This window comes from Kitasatospora sp. NPDC001175 (assembly GCF_053598215.1).
Genome location: NZ_JBSFJU010000059.1, coordinates 1 through 12,966, shown reverse-complemented (window position 1 = coordinate 12,966; position 12,966 = coordinate 1). Strand labels below are relative to the sequence as shown.

Below are 12,966 nucleotides of genomic sequence, written 5' to 3'. Positions count from 1 at the left end.
AATCCTCTCACAAACCATTCCCAGAACAGGGCCCCATCACCACTTGAGTGAGAACGAGTTCTGAGAACCGATTGAGCGTCCGGGCCGCCCCCGACGGCCGTTTCCGATCTTGCTCCCGGAAAGGGTCGTTTATGAGATGAGGCAGGGCATCAGAACGCGTAGTCTCAGGGCCGTGGCTGATCAGATACAGAAGATCGTGACAGAGCTGCCGGACCTGAAGGACGTCACCGGCGTGTGGGCGGTGGCCGACGGCCGTGTCGCTCAGGGGGACGCTGCCTTCCCCGCAGACCTTGGCATCGCTCTCGCCAGGGCGTACGGCTCCGGGCAGATGTGGCAGTACAGAAGTGTCTTCGACCATCTGCTTCGGCTGCTGTCCACCACCGCCGGTCCCGAGAATGTCGCCCAGGCGCTGCGGCTGGTCTCCTCGGCGGAGGTCACCAGCAGGAAGCTGGACCGTTACACGGCCTCATTGCTTGCCTCCAGTCAGGAGCCGACGGACCTGGCTGCGGCGTTCACCGGAAGCGCTTCGGAGGAGCTTCGGGCCTGTCTGGTCCACGAACTGGTTCTCAGGGGCGTCGCTGTCGAGGAGACTCCCGGGATCGCGGGTTGGGCATCGTCGTCGCATTGGAGTCATCACCCTCTGGGCTGGCTGCCGCTGGCGCTGTCCGACGTGGAAGGATGTGCGGATCTTCCGAGCTACAGCCTTCGTGGCGGCAGTCACTCGATGCCGTACGGGCCTGGGGAGAGCCGCGAACTGGCGGTGATCGCCAGCGCGAATGTGCCGTCGGTAGAGGAAGCGACAACAGAAGCCGCGGCCGCGGCCATGGCCAAGGCCGTGGCGAACTGGGCCGAAGAGTCCAACGGGCGCATCGAGGCGCGGGTTTTCGAACTCGCAGAACCCCTGGACGTCGCATCGGTCCCGAACTCGCTCCTGACGGTGGGGCTGGAGTGTCTGAATGGAGTGGGGAAGAAGGCCACTCTGTCGGTCGCTGTCCGTCCGCCGGCCCAGGTATGGCGAGTGCTCTTCGCGGCGGCGTCCACGGGAGGGGCATACAACTCCGGCTCCTACGGTGCCTACGGCCGTCTGGCGGCCTGGCAGTCCCTGGCCGCGCTCGCCGGAAGCCCGGAAGGCGCCACCGCCGACGAGGTCGAAGCACGTGTGCGGGACTGCATCTGGCACGGCTTCGGTGCCGACACGAAGTGGTTCGAGCAAGTGGCCTGGGACATCGGTCTGGCCGCCCTTGCACCGGACCGGCGGCGCCTGGCCGTGTTGGCCGCGACTGACACCGACTGACGTACCCGTGGTTCGTGCGTCGAGCCGGTAGCCGACCTCACCCGGCGGCTGCCGGCTGCGGTTCACCCGTCCGCTGACCCGGGATAGACGCGACGGGACCGAGATCGAGACGGCTGTTCATGTCCAGCTCGAACCTGCCGTACGGGTTCACGTGTGTCCAGAACAGCGGCGACAGGGCCCGCCGGTCCGCCTCGGTGAGGCGCTCGGCCCACTTCGGTTCGGCCAGCACCTGCTGCACCAGCAGGGTGTTGACGTGCACCAGGGCGGACTGCAGCAGGTGCAGCGCGAGCATGCTGACCTCCTGGCTCTCCTTGTCCGCGCCGGTCAGGTCGCCGTCCTTGCCGTAGAACAGGTCCTTGTTGGCGGAGTTCCAGTTCTCCACCACCTGCAGGCCCTCGCCGATCTCCTGCCGCAGCTCCACGTCAGCCAGGTAGTCGCAGACGAACGCCGTCCGCACCGCCCGCCCGAGCTCCTCGATCGCCCGGTAGGTCGGGTGCTTGGGCCCGCCCTTGGTGAACCGGCGCAGTACCTGCTCGGCCTCCGCCGTACCGAGGCGGAGCGCGGTGGTGTACTTCACGATCTGGTCGTACTGCTGGGCGATCAGCTCCCAGTCGATCGTCCTGGTAGACAGCACCGGGGCCAGGGTGGGCCAGTTGGCGTCCTCACCGGCCGCCGGCCGGTAGAGCTTCGCGGAGCCGATGTTCTTCAGACGGGGCATCAGCTTGAAGTCGAGCATGTGCGCGAACGCGAAGCCGACGATCGAGGCGCCGTGGGTGTCGGTGTACTGCCGGTCGACCTCCATGTCGGTGCAGTGCCGCAGCACGCCCTCGATCATGGCAGCGACCTCGGACGCGGAGCAGGACTTCAGCTGGGAGTAGATGCACACCGACTTCCGCTCGACGTGCCAGTAGATCATCACCCCGGGGCCCCGGTAGCGCTGGTGCCACTCGGTCATCAGGTTGCTGGGCCAGGAGCCGAACTTGCGGCTGTCGGAGGCGCACGCCGTACCCGTGCCCCACCACATCTCGTCGCGGGCGGCGAAGGTGGCGTTCACCAGCTTCACCAGCGCGGCGCGCAGGTTGGCTCGGTTCACGAACAGGTGCCGCACCCGCCGCAGCGTCGCTTCGCTCTCGCCGTGCTTGCCGGTCACCGCGACCCGCTTGATGCCCATGTTGGTGCCCAGCCCGAACAGCACCAGCAGCAGCCGGCGCCGCAGGGTGTCCTTGGACAGGTTCTCGCGGGTGGCCACCGAGGTGAACTCGGCGATGAAGTCCGTGTCGAACTCGGCGTACTTGAGGATGTCCAGGAGGTCGATCGTTCCCCACCGGCGTTCGATCTCGGCCTTGACGGCGACGAGGTTCTCCGGCTCCTCCTGCTTGGGGCGGGGCGAGACCCTGATCCACGGCTCGCCGCGCTTCTTGGTGATCGCCACCCCGCCGGTGGTGTCCTCCACCAAGGCGGCCTCGAACCGGTCCAGGGAGCCGCGGAGCTTCTTCTGCAGGGTGTCGATGAACTTCGCCGGGTCCTGCGGCTGGCGGATCGCGTCGTAGTGGACGTCGCGGTTGTCCTCGAAGTCCTGCGGCAGGTCGTCCTCCGGGTTGCGCCACCGGTTCGCCCCCACTACCCAGATTTCCCGGCGCCGCAGCGCGTCGCGCAGAGCCACCAGCACGCACAGCTCGTACGGGATGCGCTCCACCCGGTCCTTGTCGTCCACCACCGCGGCCCGCCATTGCTCGGGTACCACCCCCTCCAGCGGCACCGTCTCGGCCGGGTCGAAGAACGCGCCCTCCTTCAGCGGCTGTTCGAGGTACCGCTCCAGCAGGCCGATCGCGTCCATCACCGGCCGGTACGCGGTGTTGTTGCACTTCAACGTCAGCGCCCGCAGCAGCGGCGACAGCATCCTGCGCCAGTGCGCCGAGTACGAGGACCGCAGCACCGTGCGGATACGCGCCTTGTACCGGGCCTCGTTCGCCGCGGCCTCCGCCGCCAGCGCCTTCAACGTCCTCTCCCCGCCGACCGCCGGGTAGATCACCCGGCGCACCGTCCCGGCTGGCTCCGCCAGCGCGGCCTCCGCGACCCGCAGCAGCATCGCGTCCTTGCCCCGGACCTTCTTCAGGTCGTTGGTGAACTCCTTGTCGACCCGCTTCTCCGCCCGGGTGTTGATCCGCAGCACCAGCTGGATGAACAGGTCCACCAGCGAGTCGGTGATCTCGCTCTGCCGCACGTGGCACAGCGTCGCCAGCAGCGTCAGGCGCGTCGGCGGCTTCATCCGCTGCACGTTCGCCGGGTACTCCTTGGACGCCCGGGCCCGCCAGGCGTCCACCAGCTTCTCCGACACGTCCGCGAACAGGTCCTCCGGCAACTCCAGCCTCCGCACCCGCTGGAGCTTGTTGACCTCCGCCAGCAGGCTCTCCAGGCCCGGCGCCCCGGGGTCCGTCTTCAGCTCGGTGAAGAACGACCGGCCGCCCCCGGCCACCCCTTCAGGCGCCGGATCTGCCCCGGGGCCGGAGGCTCGATGAGGTCGTTGCGGCACCGGGCCACCACCGCCTCGGCCAGGCGATCCCGGGACAGTTCCACCGGACACAGCTCGGCGGTCAGCCACTCGGCCAGCCGCTCCTGGTCCTCCTCGGTGCCCGCCCGGAACCCGAAGGCGTCGCGGATCTCACCCCGGTGACGCTGGATCGCCTTGCGCTGCCAGTCGTAGGACACCCACTCCTCTACCGGCACCTTCACCTGCTGGGCAACGTACGCCACCGCGACGGTCGGGACCTCCGCGGCGACCTCCGGGAACCTCGCCTCCACCTCGAAGAACTTCAGCAGCATCGCGAAGCCCAGCCGGTTCGCCCCGGACTTGTTCCGCAGCCGCTTCATGTCGTCTTCGAGCAGCGTCCAGACCTCGATCAGGTCCTCCGGCTCCCAGTCCTGCCGCACGCTCAGCTCCTCCTCCATCGCACGAACGCGACCAAGGTGACGCAGGCACATCACCAAAGAGGCGGAAACAGCCGAACCCGGGACACACGTCCTCTGGGTCAGCTACAGAGAGCTACTTGTCCGTTGGCCGTAGCTATACGAGAACAGGGCCGACACGTAGGGGCCACCCGCAGGAACGCGGAGGTCCCCCACGCCGTGTGCACGGTGTGGGGGACCTCCGCGTTCTTGCGGGAGCCGTGATCCGTCAGACGGTCGCGGTCTCGCGCTCCTCGACTGCGGCCTCGGCGGCGGCCGGCTCGACCGGGGCCGGGGTGTTCTCCCGCGGAGTCGGGAGGACGGCCATGAGCAGCGCCGAGATGGCGATGGTGGCGGCCCAGCTGAGGCCGTACTCACCGACCGGAGTGGAGGCCAGCGGGCCGGTGAACCAGTCGCACTTGGTGAAGCACAGCCCCGCGATCAGCGCGACGGCCCAGGCGACCATCGCCTGCCAGCAGAAGCCACCCGAGTACCAGTAGCGGCTGCTGGGAGTGGTGTCCATCAGGCCCTCGGCGTCGTAGCGCACCTTGCGCGAGCGGCGGCGCAGCATGTCGACCGAGTAGACGCCGATCCAGGCGGAGAAGGAGACCGCGAGCAGGACCAGGAAGGTGATGAAGGAGCCGAGGAAGCTGCTCGCCACCAGCATCAGCATCAGACCGCCGACCAGGGAGATCACCGCGTTGATGCTCACCGCCATGGCACGCGGCAGCTTCACGCCCATGGTCTGCGCGGTGAAGCCGGCCGAGTACATCGACAGGCTGTTGATCAGCAGCATGCCCACGATCGCGGTGATCAGGTACGGCACGGCGAGCCAGGTCGGCAGGATGTCGCCGAGGAAGGAGACCGGGTCCTGCGCCTTGGCCAGGTCCGGGGTGGAGACCGCCATGACGCCGCCCATCAGCACCATCGGGACCACCACGATGCCTGCGCCGGAGACCGTCACACCGACGATCTTCTTACCGGAGGCCTTGTGCGGCAGGTAGCGCGCGAAGTCGGGGCCGGTGGGCACCCAGCTGATGCCGCCGGCCGCGATGGTGCCGATACCGGCGATCATCATCGCGGTGGTGCCGGCCGGCTTGGCGAAGACCTCGTTCCAGTGCACGTTGGCGACCAGGTAGCCGAGCACCATGATGCTGAAGACGCCGAACAGGTACGTCGACCACTTGTTGCACACGTTCAGCGCCTTGCGGCCCATGCCGCTCACCAGGAAGGTGCTGGCGACGAAGAGGAACAGCGTCACCACGATGAGCACGGTGTTGCTCTTGATGCCGAAGAGCAGGTCGAGGACGGTCAGCACGGCGTAGGCACCGGTGACCGCATTGATCGTCTCCCAGCCGAAACGGGCCACCCACAGGATCGAGCCCGGGAAGAGGTTGCCGCGCGCACCGAAGGTCGCACGGGAGAGCATCGCGCCGGGCGCGCCACCCCACTTACCGGAGACCGACAGCAATCCGACCATGCCGAACGATGCGACCGCGGCGCAGGCGGCGACGATCAGGACCTGCCAGAAGTTCAGCTGGTTGAAGACCACCAGGGCGGCGCCCATGGTGAGCAGCAGCACACTGATGTTGGCCGCGACCCAGGTCGGGAAGAGCTCGCGGACGCGGCCGTGCCGCTCACCGTCCGGTACAGGCTCGATACCTCGGGTCTCGATGGCGCCGTCGGAGTCGGCGGTGGACAGGGTGTCCATATGAGGGGGGCTCCGTAGGTGTAATCGGGTCCGGCCACAACGCCGGACAGGTACGGTGGGAGTCTACGCGCGTCAACGGCTCAGAACTACCGTACTTTTACCAAAATCTGACTAGTTGACGGGTTTTGGATCCATTCATGACAGTGCAAGACGCTCGCACCGGCCGAACCAAACTGGACATTAGCGCCAATAGTAGGACAAGCAGCAGAAAACCCTCTCGTGATTCGGCATGCTCACGACACTCTGCGCAGCATTAAGAGGCTGCGCAGATAGGCGGTTGGTGGGACCAGTCGGCGGACGAGACAGGCACAGGTTCCTTGATCATGGAGTTGCGACGCTCTGTGATCATTGGGGAGACCTGTGCCTTTGCTGCCGTGCCTGTGCTGCCGTTCTGGCTGACCGAACCGCTCTGGGACCAATTCGCCGCCCTGCTGCCGCAGCGGCCACAGTTCGATCCAGCCCACCCGCTGGGCTGCCACCGACGCCGGATCAGCGAGCGGATCGTCTTCGACAAGCTGCTCCAAGTCCTGCGGTTCGGCTGCTCCTACGAGGCGATAGCGGACTCGACCTGCTCGGCCGCCACGATCCGAGGCCGCCGCGACGAGTGGATCGGCCTGGGCCTGTTCGCCCGCCTGAAGCAGATCGCCCTCCAGGCCTATGACCGCGTCGTCGGCCTCGTCCTCGACCAGATCACCGTGGACGGCGCCGTCACCAAGGCCCCCGGCGGCGGCGAAGCGGCCGCACGCTCACCCGTCGACCGGGGCAAGCAGGGCATGAAACGGTCCGGGATGACCGATGGCTACGGCATCCCGCTCGGCCGCGTCCTGGCCGGCGCCAACCGCCACGACTCGCCGCTCCTGGCGCCAACTCTCGATCTCCTGGAGGGACTTGGGCCGCTGCCCGACGAGATCACCGTCCACCTCGACGCCGGCTACGACTCGGACAAGTCCCGTGCCGTGCTCGACGAGCGGAAGCTGTGCGGTCAGATCGCGCGCAAGGGGACCAAGGCGCCGGTCCAGGCCACCCGGCGATGGCATGTCGAGCGCACCCACGCCTGGCAGAACGCCTTCCACCGCCTCGCCCGCTGCTACGAGCGCCGAACCAGCGTCATCGAGGCCTTCTTCGACCTCGCCGACACCGTCATCACCGTCCGGAGTCTGATCCGCCGACCTGGACCACCCACCGCTGGGACACCCGCCCCCGACGCCGCCCAGCCGCCTATCTGCGCAGTGAATTGAGCCTCTCCGGGGCACGACGCTCCGTCGGCACCCCGTGCCGGTCCGGCTTCAGGACCGAGGCGTCCAGTCCGGGGACCACGTCACCGGGCGTCGGTGAGCTCCCTCCGGGCGACCTCCCGGAAGCTGTGCGGTGGGCGGCCGGTGAGGCGCTCGACCGTGTCGGTGATCCGGTCCTCGGCCCCCTCGGCGATGGCGCGGTCCATGCCGGCCAGCAGCGCCACGAACTTCGGCGACATCATCGCCGCCAGGCGCTCGCGCATGTCCTCGTGCGAGAGGTGGCGGTGGAGCACGGGGCGGCCGGTGACCTCGGTGAGGATCACGGCGACATCGTCGTGGCTGAGCGTCTCCGGTCCGGTCAGGACGAGGTCGGTGTCGGGCGCGCGGTCCCCGGTCAGTGCGTGGACGGCGACGGCGGCGATGTCGTCGGCGTCGACGAATCCGACCCGGCCCGACCCGGCCGCGGTCAGGATGACGCCATCCCCCCGGATGCTGTCGGCATGCAGGTGCGCTCCAGTGAAGTTCTGCATGAACCAGGAGGGCCGCAGCACCGCCCACTGGTCGAACAGACCGGGCAGGGCCCGGTGCACCACTCCCACCGCCGGGCCCCCTTCGGGGACGGCGGAGGAGCTGAGCAGTACGGCGCGCCGCACGCCGGCTTCCCGGGCCTGCCGGAGGAACGGCACCATGACCACGGCCGGGTCCGGGTCGCCCACGGGCGGCACGAGATAGACACGGTCGGCACCGGAGACGGCGTCGGCGAAGGTGGCGGGGTCGTACCAGTCGAAGCGGACCGGTTGCGCGCCCGGGAGCGGAGTGGCGCGACGGCTGGCGGCCTTGACGCGGTGGCCGGCGGCGACCAACTGCGCGGCGGTGCGGCTGCCGGTGGTGCCGGTGGCGCCGATGACGAGGGTGGCGGCGGCGTTCATCGGGCGTTGCTCCTCGTGAAGTCCAGGCCGGGATCGTTGACGGCGAGCGGGTTCCAGTAGTCGCGGTAGGACGTGAACCGTCCGTCCTGCACGGTCACGACGGCGATGTAGGTCATCTCGAAGGGCCCGCCCGTCTCGACCAGGCGGCCCACACCCCGCATCTCGACCACGATGGTCCCGGGGTCCGTGGTCTGGTGGATCCGCAGGTCGGGGAAGTCGTGCAGGTCGATGTGGTCGGGATAGTCGCGCATGTAGGCGGCGATGGCCGCCCTGCCCTCCAGGCGCTGCGGCCAGCCCGGCGGGGCGAAGGGGAACTCCATGACGCCGTGCTCGGCCCAGAGGCCGACCCAGGCCGGAATGTCCTTCTCCAGGAGCAGGCGCAGGCTGTGGCGGTAAAGATCCGCCGCCGAGGTGGTTGCGGGCATGGGGTTCTCCGTCCCGTACGATACGGACCAGCGGTCCGCTTCTTCCGAGAAAGATACGGACCGCCGGTCCGGATCGCAACTGGAGGAGACCCATGCCCGAGCGAGCGCCACGCAAGGACGCGGTCCGCAACCGCACGGCCGCCCTCGCCGCCGCCGACACACTCCTCGCCCAACGGAGCCCCGAGGACATCACCATGGCCGACATCGCGGCCGCGGCCGGCGTCGGCAAGGGCACGCTCTTCCGCGCCTTCGGCGACCGCTCCGGCCTGATCCGCGCACTGTACGAGGCCCGGCTCGAACCGGTCAGGGCAGCCGTCGAGGACGGCCCTCCCCCGCTCGGGCCCGCCACCCCACCCCTTCAACGCGTCCCGGCCCTGCTCGACGCCCTCCTGTGCTTCAAACTCGACAACCGCCACCTCGCACTGGCCCTGGAGGGAACCGCAGCCGACAGCCCCTACCGCACCGACCAGTACGAGCGGTGGCACGCCCTGCTCCGGGACCTGCTGGAACGGATCGCGGGCCCGGGCGACAGCGACTTCGCCGCCCACGCGCTGCTCGCCGCCACCCGGGCCGATCTCGTCGAGCATCTGGCCGGCGAGAAGCGCGTCCCCCGCGAGGAACTGCGACACCGGCTGGCCGACTACACGGCCTCCGTACTCGGCAGCCCTGCCGGAAGCAAACCGGCAGCCGACCGCTGAATCACCGACCCGGCGCGGCCTTGCCGCAGCCCTCCCGCACGAGCGCGAATCCCGCCCGGGAGCAGCCAGGTCCGTCCGCTCGACACGCCCCGACTCTCCAGCCGGGCGCCCGCTCAACCCCGCACGGCCGCACCGGAGAGCAGCATCACAACGCCTCCGGACAGCGCAGCCCACACGCCGCTCGACATGGTTCACCCCATTCGGAGCGCCCGACCGGCCGGACCGTTCGCCGGACGCGGCGGAGCCATCCCGCCGCGCGCGGGCCGGGGCGGGAATCACCCCGGCGGCGTCACTCCCGAGGGAGATGCCCGGGCCGCGCCGGGGCCCGCCCGCCGCCCGGCGATCGGGCCGGTAGCGGAGTCCGGGCCGCTCAGACGGTGCCGAGCGCGGTGCGCAGGGTGGCGACGGCCTGGTTGATGGCGGCCTCGGCGGCCTGGGTCCCGCGCAGCGCGTCGAGCATCACGAAGTCGTGGATGATGCCCTGGTAGCGGACGGCGGTGACGGGCACTCCGGCCTGGCGGAGCTTGTCGGCGTACGCCTCGCCCTCGTCCCGGAGCACGTCGGCCTCGGCCGTGATGACCAGCGCCGGGGGCAGGCCGGTGAGCTGGTCGGTGGTGGCGCGCAGCGGGGAGGCGGTGATCTCGGTGCGCTGGCTCTCGTCGGTGGTGTACTGGTCCCAGAACCACTGCATGCCGTCGCGGCGCAGGAAGTAGCCCTCGGCGAACTGGCGGTAGGAGCCTGTGTCGAAGGCGGCGTCGGTCACCGGGTAGAAGAGGACCTGCTGGAGCAGCGGCAGTCCGCCGCGTTCCTTGGCCATCAGGGTCAGGGCGGCGCTCATGTTGCCGCCGACCGAGTCACCGGCCACGGCAATCCGGGTCGAGTCCAGGTGGTGAGCGGCGCCGTCGGTGACGATCCATCGGGCGACCGTCCAGTTCTGCTCGATGGCCACCGGGTAGCGGTGCTCGGGTGAGAGGTCGTACTCGGGGAAGACCACGGCGGCGCCGGTGCCGACGGCGAGCTCGCGGACCAGCCGGTCGTGGGTGTGTGCGCTACCGAACACCCAGCCCGCGCCGTGGATGTAGACGATGACCGGCAGCTCGCCGGTGGCGCCCGCGGGCCGGACGATCCGAGCCCGGACCTGGCCGGTGGGGCCGCCGGGGACGGTGACCCACTCCTCGTCCACTTCGGGCTTGGCGATTTCGCCGGACTGGACATCGTCGACGGCCTTGCGGCCCTCGGCCGGGGGCAGCTGGAACAGGAACGGCGGCTCGGCGGTGGCCTGCGCGAACGCGGCTGCGGCGGGCTCCAGGACGGGACCAGTGATCTTCTCGGTCATGCCAGGCTCCTCATCAGGGCATGCAGCGTCAGGGCCGGGCCGGCCCTGACGGTCGTCGCGCCCGCCGTCCGGCGGGCACACTCATAAGGTAGCGCGCGATTAAGTTGTGCGCTACTCAATTGTGCACACTATGGTCGCGCGTACTTCGAACGATAGGATGGGAGGAATGGGCCAAGCGACAGGCTGAGAGGGCACGACCGATGGAGACAGCGGCGACCGGGAGCGCACAGGGTTCGCTCCTGCTGGATGACCAGCTCTGCTTCGCCCTGTACGCGGCCTCGCGCGCGGTCACGGCCCGCTACCGGCTCCTGCTGGACAGCCTCGGCCTGACCTACCCCCAGTACCTGGTGATGCTCACCCTCTGGGAGCGGGACTCCGTCTCCGTACGCGAGCTGGGTGCCGCACTCCAACTGGAGTCCAGCACGCTCTCCCCCCTCCTCAAGCGCCTCGAGGCCGGCGGCCTGGTCATCCGCGAGCGCCGCACGGACGACGAGCGCTCCGTCGCCGTCCGCCTCACGCAGGCGGGTGCGGACCTCCGCGCGAAGGCCAGCACCGTCCCGCTCGCCATCGGCGACGCCATGGGCCTCACCCCGGAACAGGACGCCACCGCCAAGCAGTTGCTCCGCCTGATCACGGCGAACGTCACCCACTCCTGAGCCCGCTCCGGCGCGCAGCCAGCGGACATCGCCATGGCGACCGGCGTCACCCGACGACCGAGTCCACGTCGGCCGGCGGCAGATGCTCGGGCCTCAGCGTGGTGCACCTCGCGAGCGCCGGGACCGGGCTTCAAGGCGAGTCCCACCCCGGCCGCGGCCCGTGTCCCGCGCCACACGCCCCTCACGGCCTCGCTCTCGGGGATCACGACGTGCCGCATGTCTGGCGGAGGTGTCCCGCGCTGTCTGCGGGCACGAGCTTCTCGTCCCGCCGCACGATGCTGATCCTGTCTCCCCAGCCTCGGCACGCGGTCTTCATGCCGGAGTCGGTGTACTCGATCACGATCACGTTGTCGCCGACGCGGCGGTGTAGTCGCCGCACTCGTACAACCATCGCCACCGAACGGCTGATCCTGCGACTATTCACATCGGGTGACGTTGATGACCGGTACGCGTACCAGTCCCTACCGGAGGTCGCTCGCTACCTCTATCGCCCGTCGCTCACCCGTGAGGGCTGTGCCGAGTCCATCGCCGCGCGAGCCTGCGGGACCGTCTGGAAGACCGATGGCGATGTGCTCCTGCTGGCCGTGTGCCGGGCGGACGAGTCAGCAGTCGTTGGCGAGGTGGTCCGCACCCTCGCGAGTGCGCGCGCCCGGCAGGCCGACATCGGCTGGGTCTTCAACCCGCAGTACGCCGACCAGGGCTACGCAACCGAAGCGGTGCGCGCCCTGGCCTCGCTGGCCTTCGGCCAGTTGAGGGACTCCAGGACTCAGGGATCCGAAGCGTGGCACGGAGAGGACTGCCGGCTGCTCCTGCTGCCTCCGATGCCGGCTACGCAAAGCAATCAGAGCGACAGCCAACCGCTCAGGAGGCGGTTGCCGACGTGGCGCTGCCAAGCCCTACTCCTGCGTCTCGGCGGCAACTACCGCGTACATGAGGTCGTTGTCGCGCATGTCGAGGCTGCGCATGTCATCAGGTGGTAGGGACCAGCACCGTCCAGGGTGTAGTAGGAGAGGGTCAGCCTGACCGTCTCCTTGCCGTTCGGGCCGGACACGGTGAGGTGGCTCAAGCGTTCCTTGTCGTCGGCGCGGCACGCGTGATGAGCCCGATTAAGCAGGACCCAAGTGCACCGGACGACCAGCACGCCGTCCACGTCCGCGACTTGCGGCGCCGTTCCATCCAGCACTCACTCGCCGCAGCCGGGTCGTCCGGCGCGTCGCGTGATTGATCGGGCTTGCTGGTGGTCTCGGTCCACCCGGTCTGCCGCAGCAGTTGCTCCAGCGGAATGCTCCCGGCTGCCCAGGCGCCGGCCACGTCCCACTCCTTGGCGATCTGGGAGAGCGACGCACCGATTCCGGCCCTGGCCAGCGACGCTCGAAGCGCCCGCGCTTCCTGCTGCTCGTCCGCACTGCGTTCGTTCCACTTCGCCACGATGGACCTCCAGAGGGGTTGGCTGAACCACCGACTCGGTACGACACCGGCGTGGGCATCACCGGCCGCTACTTCGAGGACTGCGCACAGGCACAGACGGTCCCGAGCGAGCCGGTGCCATCGCGGGCGTGGCGCCCTACGCCGTGGACCGGGAGAACGCCACCCGACTGTGGGCCGTGCCCGAAGCCCTCGTCCACTAGCCAGGCCCCAGCTACGCGCGTATCGGCGGCCGGCTGTACCCGACGTGTCGGTCCCGGTCGGTCTCACGGAGCACGATCGCCTTGAAGGTCTCCACCAGCGCCTTGAGG

General features: G+C 69.3%; 11 protein-coding genes and 1 pseudogene. 5 read left to right on the top strand and 7 right to left on the bottom strand.

Going from position 1 to position 12,966, the window contains the following annotated elements:
- Positions 1-172: 172 nt before the first annotated feature.
- Complete coding sequence (locus ACWDAK_RS31130) at positions 173-1,294, top strand: DUF6183 family protein (RefSeq protein WP_344640303.1); 1,122 nt, start codon at positions 173-175, stop codon at positions 1,292-1,294.
- Between the two features lie 37 nt (positions 1,295-1,331).
- Here ACWDAK_RS31130 and ACWDAK_RS31125 read toward each other — a convergent pair whose 3' ends face one another.
- From ACWDAK_RS31125 to ACWDAK_RS31115, 3 genes are all read right to left on the bottom strand, one after another.
- A complete protein-coding gene (locus ACWDAK_RS31125) occupies positions 1,332-3,770 on the bottom strand; it encodes a Tn3 family transposase (protein ID WP_427394900.1) in 2,439 nt (812 codons plus the stop codon).
- Positions 3,734-4,243 (bottom strand): DUF4158 domain-containing protein, encoded by a 510-nt coding sequence (locus ACWDAK_RS31120; protein WP_427394899.1) that lies wholly within the window; start codon positions 4,241-4,243, stop codon positions 3,734-3,736. Before ACWDAK_RS31120 ends, ACWDAK_RS31125 begins: the two co-directional genes overlap by 37 nt.
- Positions 4,244-4,469: 226 nt before the next feature.
- Positions 4,470-5,951: a purine-cytosine permease family protein gene (locus ACWDAK_RS31115; RefSeq protein WP_344640302.1), complete on the bottom strand. Its 1,482-nt coding sequence runs from the start codon at positions 5,949-5,951 to the stop codon at positions 4,470-4,472.
- A gap of 374 nt (positions 5,952-6,325) precedes the next feature.
- Here ACWDAK_RS31115 and ACWDAK_RS31110 point away from each other — a divergent pair.
- A pseudogene (locus tag ACWDAK_RS31110) lies at positions 6,326-7,164 on the top strand (IS5 family transposase); the annotation flags it as partial.
- Between the two features lie 105 nt (positions 7,165-7,269).
- Here ACWDAK_RS31110 and ACWDAK_RS31105 read toward each other — a convergent pair.
- Both ACWDAK_RS31105 and ACWDAK_RS31100 read right to left on the bottom strand, forming a co-directional pair.
- Positions 7,270-8,115, bottom strand: a complete 846-nt coding sequence (locus ACWDAK_RS31105) for an NAD(P)H-binding protein (protein WP_427394898.1) — start codon at positions 8,113-8,115, stop codon at positions 7,270-7,272.
- A complete protein-coding gene (locus tag ACWDAK_RS31100) occupies positions 8,112-8,540 on the bottom strand; it encodes a nuclear transport factor 2 family protein (RefSeq protein ID WP_344640300.1) in 429 nt (142 codons plus the stop codon). The genes ACWDAK_RS31105 and ACWDAK_RS31100 overlap by 4 nt, the downstream gene beginning before the upstream one ends.
- Positions 8,541-8,632: 92 nt before the next feature.
- Here ACWDAK_RS31100 and ACWDAK_RS31095 point away from each other — a divergent pair, with 92 nt between their 5' ends.
- Positions 8,633-9,238, top strand: coding sequence for a TetR/AcrR family transcriptional regulator (locus ACWDAK_RS31095; protein ID WP_427394897.1), 606 nt, complete (start codon positions 8,633-8,635; stop codon positions 9,236-9,238).
- Positions 9,239-9,608: 370 nt separating this feature from the next.
- Here ACWDAK_RS31095 and ACWDAK_RS31090 read toward each other — a convergent pair whose 3' ends face one another.
- A complete protein-coding gene (locus ACWDAK_RS31090) occupies positions 9,609-10,574 on the bottom strand; it encodes an alpha/beta hydrolase (protein ID WP_427394896.1) in 966 nt (321 codons plus the stop codon).
- A 200-nt stretch (positions 10,575-10,774) separates the two neighbouring features.
- Between ACWDAK_RS31090 and ACWDAK_RS31085 the strand changes: the two genes are divergently transcribed.
- Positions 10,775-11,230, top strand: a complete 456-nt coding sequence (locus tag ACWDAK_RS31085; protein ID WP_344640297.1) for a MarR family winged helix-turn-helix transcriptional regulator — start codon at positions 10,775-10,777, stop codon at positions 11,228-11,230.
- A gap of 209 nt (positions 11,231-11,439) precedes the next feature.
- Positions 11,440-12,210, top strand: coding sequence for a GNAT family N-acetyltransferase (locus ACWDAK_RS31080; RefSeq protein ID WP_449806514.1), 771 nt, complete (start codon positions 11,440-11,442; stop codon positions 12,208-12,210).
- A gap of 82 nt (positions 12,211-12,292) precedes the next feature.
- Here the strand turns inward: ACWDAK_RS31080 and ACWDAK_RS31075 are convergent, their stop codons facing one another.
- Positions 12,293-12,658 (bottom strand): hypothetical protein, encoded by a 366-nt coding sequence (locus ACWDAK_RS31075; RefSeq protein ID WP_427394894.1) that lies wholly within the window; start codon positions 12,656-12,658, stop codon positions 12,293-12,295.
- Positions 12,659-12,966: the final 308 nt, after the last annotated feature.

Excerpts from the sequence above, each read along its gene's own strand:
- ACWDAK_RS31120 (WP_427394899.1), bottom strand. The coding sequence starts at position 4,243 with ATGGAGGAGGAGCTGAGCGTGCGGCAGGACTGGGAGCCGGAGGACCTG.
- ACWDAK_RS31115 (WP_344640302.1), bottom strand. The coding sequence starts at position 5,951 with ATGGACACCCTGTCCACCGCCGACTCCGACGGCGCCATCGAGACCCGA.
- ACWDAK_RS31105 (WP_427394898.1), bottom strand. The coding sequence starts at position 8,115 with ATGAACGCCGCCGCCACCCTCGTCATCGGCGCCACCGGCACCACCGGC.
- ACWDAK_RS31100 (WP_344640300.1), bottom strand. The coding sequence starts at position 8,540 with ATGCCCGCAACCACCTCGGCGGCGGATCTTTACCGCCACAGCCTGCGC.
- ACWDAK_RS31095 (WP_427394897.1), top strand. The coding sequence starts at position 8,633 with ATGCCCGAGCGAGCGCCACGCAAGGACGCGGTCCGCAACCGCACGGCC.
- ACWDAK_RS31090 (WP_427394896.1), bottom strand. The coding sequence starts at position 10,574 with ATGACCGAGAAGATCACTGGTCCCGTCCTGGAGCCCGCCGCAGCCGCG.
- ACWDAK_RS31085 (WP_344640297.1), top strand. The coding sequence starts at position 10,775 with ATGGAGACAGCGGCGACCGGGAGCGCACAGGGTTCGCTCCTGCTGGAT.